Genomic DNA, 20,611 nt, shown 5'->3' with positions numbered 1-20,611 from the left:
TTCAAATTTTAAAATAAGTTTATAATTTATTTTAATTTTAAGAATACACTTAATACAATATTTGAATTGATAGTTTACACTAACAAAAAGTCGCAGTCAATTTGTATATTTTATATACAGCTTAAAATTGACATAGATTTTTATTTTGGTTAGACTTCTTGCATGTTAAAATAAGAAAAGGAGTTAATATGATTTTTTATAATAATAGATTATTAGAATTAGAAGAAGTATTTAATTCTTTTATCTTCTCAAATATTATGTATATTATTCCACATCCAATAAAACAAATACAAAATATCTTAATTCAAGACAAAAACTTCATTTTAGGTGCCAGGTAGACCCTGCACAATTACCTTTGATTACTTTAATTGTGCTATTAAGCAATATTGTTTAATACATAAATAAAACTATTATATTAAACATATTACTTATCTCGTAGGGTCTTTCCCACAAAATCAAACAACTAATAATATATTTTAAGGAAAAAAAATGACAAATGAAATGAATACTTTTGAAAAACACGAATCAGAAATTAGAGCTTATTGTAGAGCAGTACCAACTGTTTTTAAATCGTCATCAAATGCAGTAATGATAGATGAAAATAATAAAGAATTTATAGACTTTTTTGCAGGTGCAGGTGTTTTAAATTTTGGACATAATAATCCAAAAATGAAAGAAGCAGTAATTGACTTCATCCAAAGAGATGGAGTTGTTCACTCATTAGATATGTTTACAGATGTAAAAAGAGATTTTATAAATACATTTGTAAAAACTGTATTAGAACCACGAGGTTGGGAGAATAGAAAAGTTCAATTTACAGGACCAACAGGAACAAATGCCGTCGAAGCTGCACTTAAATTAGCTAGAAAAGTTACTGGTAGAACAGAAGTAGTTGCTTTTAATAGAGGTTTCCATGGTATGACTTTAGGTGCATTAGCTTGTACAGCAAACAATGCATTTAGAAGTAGTTCAGGAGTTCCTTTAAATAATGTTATTAGAGATACATTTAATGACATGGATGCGTTAGAAAACTTAAGACAAAAAATGTTTGATTTAGGTTCAGGGATGTTACCTCCTGCTGGATTTATTGTTGAGCCAGTTCAAGCAGAAGGTGGGGTACGAGTTGCTACAAAAGAGTGGTTACAAGGTGTGCAAAAACTAGCAAAAGATACTGGAGCATTATTTATACTTGATAGTATTCAATGTGGTGTAGGAAGATGTGGAAGCTACTTTAGTTTCGATGATTTAGATGTTGATCCAGATATTATTATCTTAGCAAAAGGTTTAGGTGGTTTTGGAACTCCTATTGGAATGCTAGTTAATAAACCAGAGATTGATAAAGCTTGGAGTCCAGGACAACATACAGGTACATTTAGAGGACAAGGTATCTCTTTTGTAGCAGGTAAAGTTGGATTAGAGTATTTCAAAGATGAAACTTTTAATAATGAAACAAAAAGAAAAGGTGACATTATAAGAGAGACTATAGATACTTTAAACTCTAAATATGATGCTGTAAAAGGTGTAAGACAAAAAGGAATGATGTTAGCAATTGATTTTGAAAGTGCAGTAATGACAAAAGAAATCACTACTAAATGTTTTGAAAATGGATTGATTATTGGTGCTTGTAGTACAGGTGAAATTATCAAATTTATTCCTCCATTGACAATTGAAGAAGATACTTTAAAAGAGGGTCTAAATAGATTTGTTAAATCTGTTGAAGCAATCTTAGGTTAAGGGGTTATTATGGGATATAGTTCAACACATTTTAAATCAATAAATCCATACACTGAAGAAACAGTGTATGAGATTCCTATGAATACAGCTGAAGAAGTAAGAGAAATAATCGAAAAGTCACAAGAGACATATGTAAACTCTTGGAGAGATACTTCTTTTGAACAAAGAGCTGAGCTTTTAAGAGCTGTTGCAAAAGAGATGAAAGATAATCTTGATGAATATGCTCTCCCTATGACTGAAGAGATGGGAAAACCTATCAATGAAGCAAGGGGAGAAGTAAATAAAGCAGCTTGGGCAGCAGAACACTACGCTCAAAATGCTGGGGAATATTTAAAAACAGAATTCATAGATTCTGATGCAACAGAAAGCTTTGTGCAATATTTACCTTTAGGTGTAACTTTAGGATTACTTCCTTGGAATGCACCATTTTGGTTAGCTTTTAGATACTTAGCACCTGCTCTTATGTCAGGAAACACTTGTATTATGAAACATGATTCTCATACTCCACTATGTGCAGTTAAAATTGTACAAGCTTTTGAAAAAGCAGGCATGCCTAAAAATCTAGTTCAAAATGTAGTTATTAACCACTCACAAATAGAATCAATCATTAGACATCCACTAGTTACTGGTGTATCACTTACAGGTTCATCAAAAGCTGGTTCAGCTGTTGGTGCAATCGCTGGAAGTGAAATCAAACCAGTAGTACTAGAACTTGGTGGAAGTGATGCAGCAATTGTATTAGCTGATACAAAAGATTTAGAACATGCAGCAGATGTAATTGTTCTTTCAAGATATATCAATGCTGGTCAATCTTGTATTGCTGCAAAAAGAATCATTGTAGAAGAACCTATTTATGAAAAATTTATCTCTTTGTTAAAAGAGAGATTTGAAAAATTAACTTTAGGTGATCCAAAAGATGAATCAACAAAAATTGGTCCAATAGCCAGAAAAGAGTTAGTTGAAGAAATGCACCAACAAGTTGATAAATCAGTAAGTGCAGGAGCAAGACTAGTTTTAGGTGGAAATAGAATGGAAGGAAAAGGATTCTTTTTTCCAGTAACCCTTTTAGCAGATGTAGAACCAGGAATGGTTGTATCTTGCCAAGAAACATTTGGTCCAATTGCAGCAGTAATCAAAGCAAAAGATGCAAACCATGCATTAGAAATTGCTAATGACACTGAATACGGCTTAGGTGGTTCAGTTTGGACAGGAGATATTGAAAAAGGTAAACTAATAGCAAGTAAAATTGTTACTGGTCAAGTTTCAATTAATGGAATTGTAAAATCAGATCCTAGACTTCCAAGTGGTGGAGTTAAAAAATCAGGTTTAGGAAGAGAATTAGGTCCTCATGGTATTAAAATGTTTGTGAATACTCAACAAGTTTGGGTAGGTCCTGTTAAATAGGAAACTAATATGAGAGAAAAATTACCTTTTACTAAAAAAGAGTATGTCCAAAGAATTAGAAGAGTTAAATCATTGATGCAACAAAGAAGAATCGATGTTTTAATTGCAACTGATCCTGGAAATATGAATTGGCTTACAGGATATGATGGTTGGTCTTTTTATGTTCATCAAGGGGTTATTATTTCCCTTGATGAGGATGAACCTATTTGGTTCGGAAGACTTATGGATAGAAATGCCGCATTGATAAAATGTTACATGAAAGAAGATAATCTTTATGGTTATCCAGAAAAATATGTACAAAATTTAGATGAACATCCAATGACATGGATTGGAGAAAATATTCTTAATAAAAAGAAATGGGATAAATGTGTAATAGCAACAGAGAGAGATAGTTATTATTATACTGCGGAAGCTCATTTTAGATTGACAGCAACTTTACCAAATGCAAACTTTATAAATGCAAATAACTTAGTCAATTGGGCAAGAGGTATTAAATCTACAAAAGAGATTGAATTTATGAAAATAGCTGGAAAAATCACTCAAAAAATACATCAAAGAGTTTTAGATGTAGTAAGAGTTGGTATTCCAAAAAGTCATGTTGTATCACAAATCTATGAAACTGCAATTGCAGGTGTTGATGGATATGGTGGTGATTATCCTTCAATTGTACCATTGTTACCTTCAGGTGCGGATGCATCTGCATCTCATATTACTTGGGATGAAAGACCTTTTAAAAAGAATGAGGCAACTTATTTTGAGATATCAGGTTGTTATAAAAGATATCATTGTCCTATGTCAAGAACTATTTTTATGGGCAAACCCAATCAAAAATATTATGATGCTGAAAAAGCACTAATAGAAGCTATTGATGCAGGACTTGAACAGGCAAAACCAGGAAATAGAACTTGTGACATTGCAAATGCAGTTGATACAGTAATGCATAAATATGGTATTGATAGAAATGGTGCAAGATGTGGTTATCCTATAGGAGTTAGTTATCCTCCTGATTGGGGTGAGAGAACTTGTAGTTTAAGATCAACGGACTTAACAGTACTAGAACCTGGTATGACTTTTCACTTTATGCCAGGTATTTGGCAAGCTGATTGGGGAATGGAAATAACTGAAAGTATTTATATCACAGATACAGGAGTGGAAACTTTTTGTGATTTTCCAAGAGAGTTATTCATTAAATAGAGTATAAAGGAGGATTTAAATAAAAAATCTTTTAAAAAGACACAAGGAAATGGTGTTTAGAACAAATAATAAAAAATAAAGGAAAATTTATGAAATTAATTAACTTAAAATCTCTGGTTCTTGCAGGTATGATAGCTGCAACAAGTCTTAGTGCAGCAACATGGAAGTATGCAATGGGTGAGGGGTTAGATGATCCTCAAGGTATTTATGCAGTAGCATTTAAAAACTATATAGAGAGTCATTCTGACAATAAAATCAAAATCTATCCTGTTGGTTCATTAGGTGAAGAGACAGACCTTTTAGAGCAAACTAAATTTGGTTTGTTGCAATTTTTAGGTCAGTCAACTGGTTATATGGGTGGAACAATCCCAGAAATGGATCTATTTACACTACCTTATGTTTTACCAACTGATACAAAAGAGTTAGATTATTTTTTCAAAAACTCAAAAGCTATTAACAAAATGTTACCTCCAATATTTAATAAACATGGATTAGAATTATTAGCAGTTTTTCCTGAAGGTGAAATGGCAATTACTACAAATGAAGTATTTAGAACACCTGAAGATTTACAAGGTAAAAAAATGAGAGTAATGCCAGGTTCTCCAATTTTAGTTGATACATATGAAGCATTTGGAGCTTCTCCTGTTCCTATGAGTTGGGGAGATTTAATTGGTGCTTTAAAAACAAATATGGTTGATGGAGAAGAAAATCCAACTGTTTGGATTGAAGCATATGATTTAGATAAATTATCAAAAGTTTTAACTTATATGGGACATAGTAGTTTTAATGCTTGTGCTGTTACAAACAAAAAATTCTATGATAAATTAAGTGCCAAAGATAAAAAACTTGTACAAGATGCTTCTGCTCATGCTGAAAAAGTGATTTTAAAAGAAGCACAAAAACTTGATGCTTATGGTTTAGGAAGAATAGTAAGAACTAATCCTGATTATAAAATTGTTACACTAACAAAAGAAGAAAGAGAAGTATTTAAAAAAAGAGCAAAACCAGTTCAAGAAAAATTTGCTGAAAAAAGTGATTCAAATAAAAAACTTTTAGCTCAAATGAGAAAAGACCTTGAAGAAGCAGAAAAAAATGCGAAATAAAACTTTTAAGTTTTAATAAAAAAATAGATAGCACTTAAGCTATCTATTCAGGAGTTTATATGGAGAATTCAGAAAAAGTATCCAAAAAAAAGATTAACCCTCTTTTAAAAGGTCTTGACTTTATGGATAAAATAATTGGCAAATTTGAAAAACTAATGTTAGGACTTGGGATTATAGCAATGGCTATAAATACTATTGCTGCAGTTGTTAGTAGATTTATTTTCAATGATGCAATTATATTCACAGATGAATTAAATATGATTTTTATAGTTATTGTAACTTTTGCTGGATTGAGTTATGCAGCAAGACAAGGTAGACACATAAGAATGTCAGCTATTTATGACTTATTAAATTCTAATTTAAGAAAAATATTTATGATTATTATTTCAACTATAACTGGTCTATTTATGTTTTTTTTATCATATTATGCGATTTTGTATATCGTAAGCATATACAATAGTGGCAGAATATTACCTGCACTAGGAATTGATGTTTATATTATCTATTTATGGGTTCCTATTGGTTTCATAATTACAGGCTTACAATATTTTTCAACAGTACTTAAAAATATTAGAAATGAAGATGTATACCTTTCTACAAATATAAAAGATGGTTATACAGATGCTGCAAATCAAATAGAAGTTTAGGAGTAAGAAATGGCAATTTTAATTTTTTCTATAATGGTTGTATTATTACTTCTAGGCTTTCCAATGATGATACCTTTAATTGCAGGTTCAACTGTTGGATTTCATGAAGTATTTGGTGATTTTGATAGAATGCAATTTATGATTCAGCAAATGATGGGTGGGATTAGACCAGCTGCTCTTATAGCAGTTCCTATGTTTATTTTATCAGCAGATATTATGACAAGAGGAAAATCAGCTGAAAAACTAATCGATTTAGTAATGTCTTTTGTGGGACATATAAAGGGTGGTTTGGCAGTTAGTACAGCTTGTGCTTGTGCTATGTTTGGTGCTGTTTCAGGCTCAACTCAAGCTACTGTTGTAGCAATTGGTTCTCCACTTAGACCAAGACTACAAAAAGGTGGATATAAAGATTCTTTTATCCTTGCTTTAATAATCAACTCAAGTGATATTGCTTTTTTAATTCCCCCTAGTATTGGGATGATTATTTATGGAATTGTTTCAAAAACTTCAATTCCTGAACTTTTTATTGCTGGTATTGGACCTGGACTTTTAATTTTATTTCTTTTCTCAGTATATTGTATTGGTTATGCATATAAAAATGATATACCAACTCAAGAAAAATCTTCATGGAAAGATAGACTATTGGCCTTTTACCATGCTCTATGGCCTTTAGGATTTCCAGTAATCATTATTGGTGGTATTTTTGGTGGTATTTTTAGTCCAACTGAAGCTGCGGCTGTTAGTGTTGCTTATGCTTTATTTTTAGAAGGAGTTGTTTTTAGAACTATGAAATTTAAAGAATTTTATAGTTCAGCTGTTGCAACTGGTTTAGTTACAGCTGTTGTATTTATATTAGTAGCTTCTGGTGCAGCATTTGCTTGGATTTTATCTTTTGCTCAAGTTCCACAAGAAATATTAGCCTCAATTGGTATTAAAGAAATGGGACCATATGGAGTATTAGCAGTAATTTCTATTGCATTTTTTGTGGGATGTATGTTTGTTGACCCTATTGTTGTAATCTTAGTTCTTGTTCCAATTTTTTCACCAGTTGTTGAAGCTGTTGGATTAGATCCTGTTTTAGTTGGTACTATTATTACACTACAAGTTGCAATTGGATCTGCTACCCCACCATTTGGTTGTGATATTTTTACAGCAATTGCCATATTTAAAAGACCATATTTTGAAGTAATAAAAGGAACACCTCCTTTTATATTTATACTTTTATCAGTAGCTATTGCACTAATATTCTTCCCACAAATTGCCCTATATTTTAGGGACTTAGCTTTTAGATAAAGGAACAAATATGTTTAAAAAAGTATTAGTAGGATTAGATGGTTCAGAGTTAGCTTATAATGCACTTGAAAAAGCTTGCGAAATTTGCAAAAATTTTAATAGTGAACTAAATATTGTTTCTGTATTTAGACATCATAGTTTCATTGAAGGTTCTTTGTCTATGGTAAGAGGTGCAGTTGAGTATGAAACTATGGATGATGTTTTAGGACAATATGCAAAAGAAATTGTAGAAGATGGTAAAAAAATAGCTCATAATTTAGGACTAAAAGAAGAAAAAATAAAAGGATTTATTCGTTCAGGACAAGTTGCAAAACAAATCTTGCATTTTGCAAAAACAAATGATATTGACTTAATTGTAGTAGGAAAACAAGGACAAGGTGATTTGACTGGTTATTTACTAGGTGGAACTTCTCATAAAATCTCTGGTTTAGCTAAATGTCCGGTATTGGTTGTTTAAATGAAAATAAAAAACATAAAATTTACAAGTATATACTCTTTTAACAGAGTATATTTTAATGTGATAGAACACTCCAGTTAATTTTATACCTAAAAATATAAATTAAAATTAATTGGAGTAATTATGGGAAATAATACAATGAAAGCTATGGTCTTAGTTGGTCATGGTGGAATAGATAAGTTAGTATATAAAAATGTTGAGATTCCTACACTTAAAAAAGGTGAGGTTCTTATAAAAGTAACAGCAACAGCTAAAAACAATACAGATAGAAAAGCCAGAGAAGGTTTATATCCAGTTGATGATAATAATAAAGAAGAAGTAACTTCTTTTAATATGACTGGTGATAATACTTTCACCTTTCCTCGAATTCAAGGGGCTGATATTGTTGGAACAGTTGAAAAAGTTGCAGATGATGAAAATAAAAGTTTAATAGGTCAAAGAGGGCTTGTTGATTTTAATATCTATTTATCTCAAAATCCCGATTTAAATTTAATCCCTGATTATTATGGACATGGAAAAGATGGTGGATATGCAGAATATGTAGCCATTCCTAGTGAAAACTTCTATGCCATGCCAAATAAAGATATTGATGATGCCCAACTAGCTTCATTAGGTATGTGTTCATATCAAACTGGATTTAGAATGTTAAATGCCTCAAGAGTAAAGAAAGGTGATAAAGTCTTAATCAGTGGAGCAAGTGGAGGAGTTGGAACTGCACTAATCCAAATGTGCAAAGTCTTAAAAGCTATTCCTTATGCCCTTAGTTCTAAGGATAAAGAAGAGGAACTTTTAGCTCTTGGTACTAAAAAAGTGATTGATAGAGGTGAAATATCAACTTTAAAACAAAGAATTTTAGAAGCAACAGAGGGTGAGAATATTGATGCTGTTATGGATTTAGTTGGTGGAGAGTATACAAATATTTTTATTGATACTATGATTGTAGATATGAAAAAAAGAGATGACTATCCAAGACTAAGTATCGCAGGAGCAAGTTCATACAATATTACCGAAGTATTATGGTCAAAGATTTATCTTTATCAAGTGGAGATTCATGGGGTATCACATGGTACAAAAAATGAAGCAAAACAATTAATGAAATGGATAAAAGAGGAAAAACTAAAACCCATCTTACACGCAACCTTTAAACTCTCAAATCTTCATGAAGCAGAAAAATATTTTGTTTCAAGGGGAAAAGGGTATTTAGGGAAAATAGTAATAATACCTGATTCCGAATGGGAAAAACATGGTGCAAAATACTCTTTAAAGACAGAAAATGAATAAGCCACACACAATAGGACTAATAGACACCCATGCAGGTGGTGATGTAAGTAGAATAGTATTTACAGGAGTTAAAGAGTTGGAAGGTAATAGTGTAAGAGAACAGATGCTTTACTTACAAGCAAATGCTGATGATTTGAGAAAAACACTTCTTTATGAACCTTATGGTATCCCTGAGATGTCTATAGACTTAGTTGTTCCTTCAAAAAATAAAGAAGCAGTTGCTGGATATATTATCATGGAAGTTATGGGTTATCCTATATATTCTGGTTCAAATACAATGTGTACAGCAACTGCCATTATTGAAAATGGATTAGTGGAAAAAAAAGATGGTATCTTAAACTTTAAACTAGAAGCTCCAGCTGGACTTGTAGATATTGAAGCAAAAGTAGAAAATGGTGTAGTTGAATCTATAACTTGCGAAGGACTTCCAAGTTATATTTATCAATATAAAGAAAAAATTGTGATCCAAGAGTTAGGTGAGATTACCTATTCTGTAGCTTATAGTGGAGGTTTCTATATCCTTGTAGAGGCTAGTGAATTAGGATTTAATCTTACAATTGATGAAGAAAAAAAATTGAGCGATACAGCTTACTTAATAGTTGAAGCAGTTAGAAAAAAAGAGTCATTAAGACACTATTTATTAGGTGATGTGGGACCAGTTCCTTTTCTACATTTTATGGGAGGAGTTGAGAAAAAAGAAGATGGTTTTTATACCTCACGCTCAACAACTTATGTTCACCCTGGAGTTATTTGTAGAAGCACAACAGGAACAGGTACCTCTGCTAGATTGGCATATTTACAATACGAAGACAAAATTAAACCAGGTGAAAGATTAGAAACTGTAAGTTTAAGGGGTACAAAATTCATTGGTACCTTTGATGGGGTTGAAAATATCGATGGACAAAATGTAATAAGAAATAGAACAACAGGCAAAAGTTACATAATAGCAAAATCAAAGATTTTAGTTAATTGTGATGATTGCCTAACAAAATATAATGAATTAGCAAAAGTGATTCAGTGTTTATAATAAAAAGGAGTCGGTATGTATAAAAATTTTGATGAAGTAGTAGAATTTGCTACAAATTTTAGACATAATTTACATAAAAATCCCGAATTAACTTGGGAAGAGACCAATACCGCAAAAGCAATAAGAGAGATATTAGACAAACATAATATTACATATAAAACTTATGCAGGCACTGGCACAGTTGGATTACTTGCTCAAGATAAGAAAGGTCCTCATATAGCTTTAAGAGGAGATATTGATGCTCTTCCACTAGAAGAAAAAACTGATGTTTCATATAAATCAGTTAAACATCAATGCATGCATGCTTGTGGACATGATGGGCATACAGCAACTTTAATGGCAGCTGCTATTTGGTTAAAACAAAATGAAGATAAACTAACAAACCCAGTATCTCTTATATTTCAACCTGCTGAAGAAGGAGGTCATGGAGCTAAGAAGATGATTGAAGAGGGATGTTTAGATGGAATTGATATGATTTTTGGTTGGCACAATTGGCCAGCTATTAAATTTGGTCAAGCTGTTTGTCCTGAAGGTACAGTAATGGCTGGAAATGGAACTTTTCATATTACATTAAAAGGTTTGGGAGGACACTCCTCTCAACCTGAAATTTGTAAAGACCCAGTTCTTGCAGCTTCTGCTTTAACTATGGCACTACAACAAATAGCGAGTAGACAAGTGGCACCTCAAGATGCCGTTGTAGTTTCTGTTACATCAATAGATGCGATTAGTGGGGTAACAGTGATTCCAGATAATGCAAAGGTTGAAGGAAGTATTCGGGTTCCTACAAATGAGTTAAAAACAAAAGTATTTAATCAAATAGAAGAGATATCAAAAGGCATTGCCTTAGCATATAATGTTGATGTGGATATTGATTTAAGAGATAGATATCAACCAACAATTAACCATAAAGATGAAGCTTCAAAGGTGCGAGAAGTATTAAAAGATACTTTAGGTGAAAACTGGCAAAGCAATATAGCAACTCCAATTATGGCAAGTGAAGATTTTAGTTATTATCTAAATAAAATCCCAGGAGCCTTTGCTCTTGTAGGAAGTGATGATGGAATTGAAAAACATCAAAAAGCTTGTCACAATGTGCATTATGATTTCAATGATAAGCTAATAAAACCTGTTAGCATATCACTTATGAAATTAGCTAATTTTAAATTTTAAAAGGAAAACTTTATGTTTTCCTTATTGGTGCCTTTGCTAGGCGTATTAGCAATAGTTTTAAATGCCATTGGTATGGCAATAAAAGATTTAATAAAAACAAAAATTTTATTAGGAACTTCAGTTGTTTTTATAATACCTGATTTATATCAAAGTGGTGGGATACATGGAGTTTATCAATCAGTTATAATAGCCCTTATGTATTATGTTGGAGCATTTGAGTATAGAAAACTTGAAAGAGCAATTTTATATTCTATTCCATTTTTTTCTATATTTTTACTTTTAGGTTTAAAAGAGTATGAAGGTCTATTTTTAGTATTAGCATCTATTACAACACCTTTGGCTACTATTTCAAAAGATTCGTTTAAGATGAAGCTTTTACTTTTGGTATCTACTTTTTCTTGGGGAATTTATGCTTTTCTTATGGAAGCTTGGTTTGCTTTTACATTTGATTTATTAGGTGCCTTTGCCTTAATATACTTTTTTGGACAATATAGAAGAGAAAAAAAAGCTAGACAATTACTTGATAATGTTTATGAGGAATGTGTAAAAGTAAAAGATGAAATTTTACCTTAAAATAAAAAAGAATTCTTTTTTATTTTAAGATATGCTCTTCAACTACCCAATTTGCAAAAGGAATTGAAGAGGTAAATGCAGGACTAACTGCATTTAATACATGAACTGAGTTTTCATCAGATTCCACTACAAAATCCTGTACAAGTTCTAGGGTGTGTTTATTTAAAAGTTGTGCTCGTATACCTGGTGTACTCCAAGAGTCAAAACCATCATGATTCATATTTTTAGTTAGTTTCATAGCTAAGTTTTTAAAATATTTAAAATTGTACTTTTTTATCTCACTAAAAGCTAAACTTCTAAATGAAAAAGCATCTGTAATAAAAAGCTTTAACTCATAATATGAAATTTCTAAAAACTCTTTTAAAGAGAAGTTATCAAAACCTTTGTAGTTTTCTCTCCAAAAAGCAGGAATAGCTGTTGGTCCTATTTTACTCTCATTATCTACTGTTAAAGTATAATGAACTCCTAAAAAAGGATTTTCTAAGTTTGGTACTGGATAAACATTTGTTCTAAGGTGTGAAGCATTTGTTTTATCTTTTAAATATACTCCTTTAAAAGGAATGATTACATAATCCTTTGAAAAGCCATAATTTCTTGCAATTTTATCAGCATATAAACCTGCACAATTTATCACTTTTTTAGCGTAAAATTCACCCTTACTTGTAAGAATTGCATCTTTACTTGAAGAGATATATTTACAATCTAAAAGTAACTCGACTCCTAGTTCTTGTATAACTTTTGCAAACTCTTTTGTTACTTCTTTTGGATTTACTGTTGCTGTACTTGGGCAGAGAAGTGCTTTCTCATAGGTTTTTATATTAGGATAAAGGATATTTAGTTCTTCTTCTCTTAGCCATTGAAGCTCAACTCCATTTGCATCACCTCTATTTTTCAACTCTAATAATCCACTTAATTCATCTTCATTTGTAGCTACTACTACTTTTTTGCACTCATTTAATTTTAGATTTCGCTCTTTACAAAACTTCTTAAGGGCGATATTACCTTCTTTTGTAAACTTAGCTTTTAAAGAATTTGCAGTGTAATAAAATCCAGCATGCAAAACTCCTGAATTTCTACCACTACTATGCATTGCAACTTCAGGCTCTTTTTCTATTACTAAAATTTTACTATCAGGGAATCTCTCTTTTAAATTTTTAGCAATATTTAGTCCAATAATTCCAGCACCAATTATTAAATAATCATGCATTTTAATATCCTAACTCTTCATTTATAAGAATAATTGTGATTCTATCTTTTTCATCTGCTTTTACCCAAGTAAATTTATTAGCAATAGTATTTAAATTTTGTCTTGGCTCTTTTCCCATCTCTATTGCTTTTTTATTCATTCTGTCTATATTTTTGATAGCTGCCACTTCCATAACTCTTTTAAAACCATCTTCTAAATTTTCAACGATTTTATTTACACCAACTATTGCTAATATTTTTTTTGGTCCAAAACAAAAAGCAGCTACTCGATTTCCGCTTCCATCAGCATTTACTATCTTTCCATCTTTTGTTAAGGCATTTATTCCTGTAACAAATATATCTGAAACTAGTCCTTGTCTTCTTCTGTGTGTATTTTCTTCCATAGAAATACCAAGTTCATATTGGTTGTATAAAGTTATATCTTTTTTATTTGTCAAATAATCAAGTAATCCTATTTCGCCAACAGTAACAGAACCTCCAAGACCAACTTTCATGCCCTCTTTTATAAAAGTTTTAGCTAAATTAAAAGCTTCTTCTTTTGTCTGAACAAAGTGTGGATCATAACCACAAGATTTTAAAGTATTAATCAATTCCTGCATATTTGTTTCCCTCTTTAAACAACTTTTTATGTAATATCATAGAAACAACAAAGATAATAAATCCTACGATATGTGTAGTTTGTACTATACCAAAAAATGACTCAAAATGATAAGCTTCATCTTCTGTTAATAATAAAATTGTAGCAACTGCAAACACAACTCTTTCTAAAATCATCATCTTTTTATCCCAAAAACCTTCCATAACAATAGAAAAACATAAAATACCAAAGAAAGCGAAAATAAATACTTCAAATCTCTCAAACCAATCCCCACTTACAAGTGGAGTAAAAGCAAATAATAAAGGAATAATATACATCCCCTTACCTATTTTCCAAGATACAAGTCCAGTTTGCATTGGAGGAGTTTTTGCAATAGCTGCTGCTGCAAATGCTGCTAAACAAACAGGAGGTGTAAGATTTGAATCTTGTGATAACCAAAAGATAATCAAGTGAGCTGATAGTAAATACATAGCCGCCTCAGGAATTTGAATACCAGCATTTACAAGTCCTGCCATTTCTGGAGTTAACATAAGACCTACAAGAGCAGGAGCACTTAAAACAGATAATACAACATAAGATGCAGTTACAGGTAATCCCATTCCTAAAATAAGTGAAGCAATAGCTATTAAAACAATAGCTATAAGTAAAGAGTTACCTGACCATTCCATAATAAGTTGAGAAAATGTAATTCCAACACCTGAGATATTTATAACTCCAACTATAACACCAACTGCAATTAATAAAACTCCAGTTACCACCATATTTTGGCTACCTAAGGCTAAAGCTTCTAAAATCTCTTTGATTCCCATTCTTTTATTTTTTGTTAAATATGATGCTAAAACAATAGTAATTATTGCAATTGAAGCTGCATATGTAGGAGAATAACCATAAATTAAAAGCCCAACTAAAGTAGTAATAGGGATAATAAAATGAAATCCTTCTCTTAATAATGGAAGAATTTTAATATCATTATCTTCACCTTTTATATCATTTTCTTTTGCATGAATATGAATATAAAATGAAATAGATGCAAAGTATAAAATTGCTGGTAACACAGAAACAGAGATAATAGTTAAGAATGGTATATGAGTAATTTGAGCCATAATAAAAGCCCCTGCTCCCATAATAGGAGGCATGATTTGTCCACCAGTACTAGCTGCTGCCTCAACTGCTGCTGCAAAAGTTCCTTTGAAACCTGCTTTTTTCATCATTGGAATTGTAATTGAACCTGTTGATACTGTATTTGCAACAGCACTTCCAGATATCGTTCCCATAAGTGCAGAAGAAAATACTGCAACATGTCCAGTTCCACCTGTATATTTTCCTGCAACTGCATTTGAAATATCTACGATAAAATCCCCTGCTCCCGATTTTAATAAAAAAGCAGCAAATAAAATAAACATAAATACATAAGTAGAAGAGATTGTTGCAATTGGTCCAAATAGCCCTTCACTTGTATAATACATTCTATATAAAAATCTATCTAATTCCATTCCTCCAAAAGCAAAAACACCATGGAAATACTGCCCTAAAAAAAGTATATAACAAATGCATAATATTATAAGGGCTGGAATAATATAACCTGTATATCTTCTCACTAACTCTATTGCTAAAGCTATTGTCATACAGACAACTATTACATCACTTAGTCTCATTTGTGAGTGAGCAACTGAATATAAACTCTCTTCAAAGAAAACCATATAAATAAATGTACACAAAGACAATATTGCAAGAATAATATTTAAAATACTTACTTTATCATCTCCTTTACTAGATTCATAAGTTAAAAATCCAAGAGAACCTAAAAGTGCAAAGTGAGCTGAGTTAAACCATAAGTCACTTATTCCTCCCCAAATATTCACATAAAAGTGAAATAGTGAAATAAATATTGCATAAATAAATGTTATTTCTTTAAAGTATTTTATTTGTATCATGATTATTGTCCTTAGATTTATAAGCTACATAAATGATTTCAAATCACTTATGTAAGATATAAAATAAAGAGAGTTTAACTCTCTTTATTTTTAGTTATCGATTAAAGAATCTGGTATTTTAATACCTTGTTCTTTATAGTATTTAGCAGCACCTTTATGAAGAGGCATTGGTAATCCATCTATTGCTTTTTGTAGAGACATAGCAAGTGTTGCTTTATGTACACTATTTAAAAATGGTAGATTTTCATAAATTGTTTTTGTTAATAAATAAACAACTTCTTCTGGTGTATCTTTTGTAACAACTAATAAGTTTGGTTGAGCTATTGTATTTATATCTTTTGTTTGTCCAGGATAAGTTCTAGCTTTTATAGTAAATGGTGTCCAAACAGGATAATCAGCATCAATTTTTTCCACATCTTCTTTTGTGAAATTTAAAACTTTTATATTATCATTTCCAATTGAAGCAAAAGCATTTGTAACAGCTGATGTTGGAGGACCTGATGGAGTTGTCATACCTTGTACTTTTCCATCTTGAAGAGCAGTAGAACTTGGGCTATAACCTAAGTACTGTAAATCTAATTTATTGTAATCAATTCCAAGTGATTCTAAGATAGTTTCTGAAGAAACTCTAGAACCTGAACTTCTTCCACCGATTGAAAATCTTTCCCCATAAAGATTTTTTATATCTTTTATATTTCCAGTTTTTGCATATTTACTTTTGATAGTAAATTGCTCAACATTTTGCCATAACATTGTTATTGATCTTAGGTTTTTTTGAGCATTGCCTTTATATTGACCTTTTCCTTGCCAAGCCATAGAACCATAAAGTCCTTGTAAAATAGCAAAGTTTACTTCGCCTTTTCCTAGCATGTCAACATTTTCATTACTTCCTGCACTTGTAATTGCAGAGAATGTAACTTTATGGTCTTTTGCTAATTTGATTGAAGCTATTGTTGCAATACCTACACCAACTGGATAATAAGTTCCCCCTGTACTTGCTGTTGCAATTACATACTTACTCTCTGCTGCATTTGCACCTGTTAACATTGCGGCAGTTATTACTGATGTTGCTAACAATTTTTTTAAAATTGAATTCTTAAACATGTTATTCTCCTTTGTTTTTATACAAAAAAAGTATAGCATATTTTGAAACCAAATTGTTTCAAAATTGTTTTAAATTTTATAATTGTATTAGTAATGCCTTTAAATAGGACTTTATAAAAATAAGGTAAAGTATTATTTTGAAACAAAATGAGAAAATATGTCAGAACTTTGTGTCTTATTTCTTGTTGGCAGGGTATATGCCTCTCAGTTTTAAAAATAGTTTTTAATGCTTTTTGTTAAATTTTGATTATATTAAAAAAATAAGCTTTAATCTTTTTAGATAATAATAACTCCAGGGAACAAATCCCTAGAATCATTTAATTCATATCTGGTTTTGGAGTTTTTTCAGTAATTACTGGAAGTTGTGGATATGAAATATCTGGTTTAACACCTGTTAAAGCATTTAAAAAAGTTACAATCTTATCAGTATCTTTATCAGAGATTTTCATATCAAGTTGAATATCACCCATTAATTTTACTGCTTGTTTTAAAGACCATACATTTCCATTATGGAAATATGGAGCAGTTTCTTCAATATTTCTTAGTGTTGGAGTTTTAACCATGCCATCTTTTGTACCAGTAAATCCACCTACATTAAGATTATATTTTTTAGCATCAAATGGCATCATAGTTCCACCAAGACCAATATCATTGTGACAAGAAGCACATCCTTTGTCAATAAATATAGTCATGCCTTCTTTTTCACTTGGAGTTAAAGCATTCATATTTCCATTTAAAAATGCATCATATCTTGAAGGAGTAATTAATTTTCTTTCAAATACTGCAATAGTGTCAGTAATTAGTGAAAAATCAATTTTTACATTATCTCCATAAGCTTTTTTGAACTCTTGTACATATGCAGGCATAGAAAGAACTCTTTTTTCAACTAAACCTTTTGGCGCAGCCATTTCTGGACCTGCTTGAATAGGTCCTTGTGCTTGAGCTTCTAAGTGAGGATCTCTTCCGTCCCAAAATTGTGCTTTATTTAATACTGAGTTATAAACAGTTGGTGAATTTAAGTGTGCTGGATTTGGAGTCCATTTATGACCTACTGCTGCACCTACACCATCAACTCCTCCCATTCCTAAGTTATGACATGTATTACATGAAATAATTCCACTTTTTGAAAGTCTTGGATCAAAATAAAGTTTTTTACCAAGCTCAATTTTTGCATCTGTAATTGGATTTTTTGGGTTATCCACAAGTTTTAATATTTCTATTTGACTAGTTGGGATTGCTTTAAGACCAGCATCGCCAGCTTTTTTTAAAAGTTCTGAATCTGACATTGCAAAAGCACTTACTCCTGCAAATAAAACTGTTACTAAAACCATAGCTTTTTTCATTTTCTCTCCTTAAAATGTTTTATTAAGAAGTATAAGAAAAAAAAATGTGGAAATTATGAGAAAATAAAATTTTTCTAAAAATTAAAATTTACTTTTTAAATATAATAATAAATGAAGCCCCAGCTTTAATATTTTGAACTTCTAATCTAGCATCACTCTTTTCAACAATAATCTTTGACATATAAAGCCCAATACCTAATCCTTTATCTTTTGTAGTAAAATATGGTTCAAATATCTTTTCAAGTAGCTCATTTTTTATGCCACCAGCATTGTCGCTTATTTCAATTTTTATGGTGTCTTTTTTTGTATAAGTTTTTATTATTAGTTTTGCATTTATTAGTTCTTTTTTTATAAATTCATCTTTTGCATTATTAAGAATATTAAAAAGCACTTGTAAAAATTCACCTCTATAAGCTTTTATAGAGATAGTATCATCTAAATTATACTCAATATTTATATTATGAGATTTAAAACTATCTTTTAAAAGATTTGTCACCTCTTTTATAGAAACACTTAAATTAAAAAATTCTTTTTGATTTGTATTTTTGAAAAAGTCTCTAAAATCATCAATTGTATCTGAGAGATATTTTATTTGAGAGTTTGCTAGTTTTGATTTTTTTTCAAAGTACTCCGGTGTTAACTTATCTTTTTCATATGCAGTTTTTATATTCATTAATATATATGAAATATGGGTTAGTGGTTGTCTCCATTGGTGCGCAATATTACCTATCATTTCTCCCATTGATGCAAGTTTACTTTGATATGTAAGATTTTGTAATTGTTTTTGTGATAGTTGTAGTTTTCTATAAAATAGTGTAAAAAGTATTAAGAATATTGTTACTAGTACATATAATATATTTAAACTTATATAGACACTATGTTGTGCTTTTTCTCTTTGTTGAAACAGCAAGTTCTTAGTTTCTTTTAGGAGCTTATCTATACTATGATTTATAGCAATATCTTGATATTTTAATTGAAAGTTAATGCTTTTTTGGAGTGCTTTAACCTTATTTAAAAAATTTATTAAAAAACTATTATCTAATTCTAGATCATAATGCTTAACAACATCAATATTGTAAAAACTATTTTGCTCAATTTTTTCTAATATATCGATTCTTATATTATTGAGTTTATTTTTTGTCTGAATATCAAAGTTTAAAAGCTCATTATGTGATCTATCTAAAATAATAGAAATTGTTTGTTTATTTGTTGCTCTTCTTGCTTTGAATCTTTCTAACCAGATGATTTTTTTATTAAATTTAGTATATAAATCATCTAATGCTTTTATATATGAATTTTGAAATTTAGTTAGTATTGCATCATTTTTTAATTTTTCAATAGATTCTAAACTTCTATCTATATCTTTATTTAAGACATCAAAATTATTAACAGCACTATTACCTAAAATATAACTATTAAGTTTATTGTTTAGAGCTATAATTGTATTTATTTGATCATTGTGTTCAAAAAAGAGTTGCGTATATTTTTTATGTACAACAATTGTATAAATCATTAGGAAAAAAAGTATAAGTAAAGTTATCAAAACTATATAGATATTGTTTTTTATTAAATATTCTTTCATTCTATTATTGTTACTTTGCCACTTAAAGATTTTAAAAACTCTTCAATTAAAAAAGTTTCTTCTTTTGTTAGGTCTAAGCCCAATTGAGCTTTTGCAATTGAACTTATAGCTTCATTTAAAGTTTTTATCCGACCATTGTGTAAATATGGATATGTTAGAGCTACATTTCTTAATGTTGGTACTTTAAAATAGAATTTATCAAAATCGTTTTTTGTTATATTATAAAGACCTAAGTCTGGATTATATCCATTCTTAAAGGAATTATTATCTGTATTTTCATTTATCAAGTTTTTTGCAATGGCTTCATTTGTTAAACCAAATTGGGCATAAAGACCACCGCCTATATTTATACCATTATGGCAAGAAACACACCCTTTTTTATTAAAAAGTTCAAATCCTTTTTTCTGATTTTCAGTAATAGCATTTTTATTGCCTCTTAGATAATCATCAAATGTACTTGGAGTTATAAGTGTTTTTTGAAACTCTTCTAAGGCATCACCAATATTTTCTTTAGTAATTCCATTTGAATAAAGAGCATTAAATGTATTGTTATAATAAGATTTTTTTTTCAATGTTTTAATAAGGTTTTCAAAACTATTTCCCATTTCTAATGGATTGGTTATAGGAAATTGTACTTGATGGGTTAAGGTTTTTGTTCTTCCATCCCACATTTGTCTAAAGTTGAATATTGAATTTAACACAGTAGGAGTATTGATGATTCCTTTTTGCCCTTTTATTCCATAAGAAAATTGAAGGTTATCTACTCCAGCTAGGTCAAGGTTATGGCAGCTTGCACAGGATATTGTATTATCCCTTGATAAAATTGGGTCAAAATAGAGTTTTTTACCAAGAAGTGCTTTTTCTCTATCATATTTAACTGTTTTAGGCAGTGGTTGTATAGGATCATTTGAATAAAGAGTTGAAAAAAACATTAATAACATCAATAAATATCTATACATTT

Annotated in this window: 19 protein-coding genes; 12 read left to right on the top strand and 7 right to left on the bottom strand. The window is 30.3% G+C overall.

The window, feature by feature from the left end; translation table 11 throughout:
* Nucleotides 1-188 precede the first annotated feature (188 nt).
* From ACNI3D_RS06485 to ACNI3D_RS06430, 12 genes are all read left to right on the top strand, one after another.
* Entirely contained in the window at nt 189-338 is a 150-nt protein-coding gene (locus ACNI3D_RS06485) for a hypothetical protein (protein ID WP_164969716.1), read from the top strand.
* A 151-nt stretch (nt 339-489) separates the two neighbouring features.
* Nucleotides 490-1,734, top strand: a complete 1,245-nt coding sequence (locus ACNI3D_RS06480; RefSeq protein WP_419768683.1) for an aspartate aminotransferase family protein — start codon at nt 490-492, stop codon at nt 1,732-1,734.
* Nucleotides 1,735-1,743: 9 nt separating this feature from the next.
* Nucleotides 1,744-3,138, top strand: coding sequence for an NAD-dependent succinate-semialdehyde dehydrogenase (locus tag ACNI3D_RS06475; protein WP_419768682.1), 1,395 nt, complete (start codon nt 1,744-1,746; stop codon nt 3,136-3,138).
* A 9-nt stretch (nt 3,139-3,147) separates the two neighbouring features.
* Nucleotides 3,148-4,332, top strand: a complete 1,185-nt coding sequence (locus ACNI3D_RS06470) for a M24 family metallopeptidase (RefSeq protein WP_419768681.1) — start codon at nt 3,148-3,150, stop codon at nt 4,330-4,332.
* 89 nt (nt 4,333-4,421) lie between these two features.
* Entirely contained in the window at nt 4,422-5,435 is a 1,014-nt protein-coding gene (gene dctP / locus ACNI3D_RS06465) for a TRAP transporter substrate-binding protein DctP (protein ID WP_129099720.1), read from the top strand.
* 59 nt (nt 5,436-5,494) lie between these two features.
* Nucleotides 5,495-6,082, top strand: a complete 588-nt coding sequence (locus ACNI3D_RS06460) for a TRAP transporter small permease (protein WP_129099719.1) — start codon at nt 5,495-5,497, stop codon at nt 6,080-6,082.
* A 9-nt stretch (nt 6,083-6,091) separates the two neighbouring features.
* Nucleotides 6,092-7,375, top strand: coding sequence for a TRAP transporter large permease (locus tag ACNI3D_RS06455; protein WP_419768680.1), 1,284 nt, complete (start codon nt 6,092-6,094; stop codon nt 7,373-7,375).
* A gap of 10 nt (nt 7,376-7,385) precedes the next feature.
* Nucleotides 7,386-7,832 (top strand): universal stress protein, encoded by a 447-nt coding sequence (locus ACNI3D_RS06450; protein WP_129099717.1) that lies wholly within the window; start codon nt 7,386-7,388, stop codon nt 7,830-7,832.
* 123 nt (nt 7,833-7,955) lie between these two features.
* A complete protein-coding gene (locus ACNI3D_RS06445; protein ID WP_419768679.1) occupies nt 7,956-9,113 on the top strand; it encodes an alcohol dehydrogenase catalytic domain-containing protein in 1,158 nt (385 codons plus the stop codon).
* Nucleotides 9,106-10,140: a proline racemase family protein gene (locus ACNI3D_RS06440; RefSeq protein ID WP_419768678.1), complete on the top strand. Its 1,035-nt coding sequence runs from the start codon at nt 9,106-9,108 to the stop codon at nt 10,138-10,140. Before ACNI3D_RS06445 ends, ACNI3D_RS06440 begins: the two co-directional genes overlap by 8 nt.
* 15 nt (nt 10,141-10,155) lie before the next feature.
* The gene (gene doeB2, locus ACNI3D_RS06435) at nt 10,156-11,310 is read left to right on the top strand and encodes a N(2)-acetyl-L-2,4-diaminobutanoate deacetylase DoeB2 (RefSeq protein WP_375723312.1); all 1,155 of its coding nucleotides are present in this window, start codon (nt 10,156-10,158) and stop codon (nt 11,308-11,310) included.
* A 12-nt stretch (nt 11,311-11,322) separates the two neighbouring features.
* The gene (locus ACNI3D_RS06430; protein ID WP_375723311.1) at nt 11,323-11,883 is read left to right on the top strand and encodes a YgjV family protein; all 561 of its coding nucleotides are present in this window, start codon (nt 11,323-11,325) and stop codon (nt 11,881-11,883) included.
* 19 nt (nt 11,884-11,902) lie between these two features.
* Here ACNI3D_RS06430 and lhgO read toward each other — a convergent pair whose 3' ends face one another.
* The 7 genes from lhgO to ACNI3D_RS06395 form a co-directional block, all read right to left on the bottom strand.
* Nucleotides 11,903-13,090: an L-2-hydroxyglutarate oxidase gene (gene lhgO / locus ACNI3D_RS06425; RefSeq protein ID WP_419768677.1), complete on the bottom strand. Its 1,188-nt coding sequence runs from the start codon at nt 13,088-13,090 to the stop codon at nt 11,903-11,905.
* A 1-nt stretch (nt 13,091) separates the two neighbouring features.
* Nucleotides 13,092-13,688 (bottom strand): lactate utilization protein, encoded by a 597-nt coding sequence (locus ACNI3D_RS06420; RefSeq protein ID WP_375723309.1) that lies wholly within the window; start codon nt 13,686-13,688, stop codon nt 13,092-13,094.
* Entirely contained in the window at nt 13,672-15,621 is a 1,950-nt protein-coding gene (locus ACNI3D_RS06415) for a TRAP transporter permease (protein WP_419768676.1), read from the bottom strand. The genes ACNI3D_RS06420 and ACNI3D_RS06415 overlap by 17 nt, the downstream gene beginning before the upstream one ends.
* A gap of 90 nt (nt 15,622-15,711) precedes the next feature.
* Entirely contained in the window at nt 15,712-16,725 is a 1,014-nt protein-coding gene (locus ACNI3D_RS06410) for a TAXI family TRAP transporter solute-binding subunit (RefSeq protein WP_419768675.1), read from the bottom strand.
* A 317-nt stretch (nt 16,726-17,042) separates the two neighbouring features.
* Nucleotides 17,043-18,068: a cytochrome-c peroxidase gene (locus tag ACNI3D_RS06405; protein WP_419768674.1), complete on the bottom strand. Its 1,026-nt coding sequence runs from the start codon at nt 18,066-18,068 to the stop codon at nt 17,043-17,045.
* A gap of 88 nt (nt 18,069-18,156) precedes the next feature.
* On the bottom strand, nt 18,157-19,650 hold the full coding sequence (locus ACNI3D_RS06400) for an ATP-binding protein (protein ID WP_419768673.1): 1,494 nt from the start codon (nt 19,648-19,650) through the stop codon (nt 18,157-18,159).
* Nucleotides 19,647-20,609, bottom strand: a complete 963-nt coding sequence (locus tag ACNI3D_RS06395) for a cytochrome-c peroxidase (RefSeq protein WP_129099706.1) — start codon at nt 20,607-20,609, stop codon at nt 19,647-19,649. The genes ACNI3D_RS06400 and ACNI3D_RS06395 overlap by 4 nt, the downstream gene beginning before the upstream one ends.
* Between the last annotated feature and the right edge of the window lie 2 nt (nt 20,610-20,611).

Origin of the sequence: Arcobacter siniprincipis (SeqCode) (genome assembly GCF_048571125.1) — a bacterium.
In the GTDB taxonomy this organism is placed as follows: Bacteria; Campylobacterota; Campylobacteria; order Campylobacterales; family Arcobacteraceae; genus Arcobacter; species Arcobacter siniprincipis.
The sequence above is the reverse complement of the archived record's forward strand: the minus strand, read 5'-3'. Positions and strand labels throughout refer to the sequence as shown.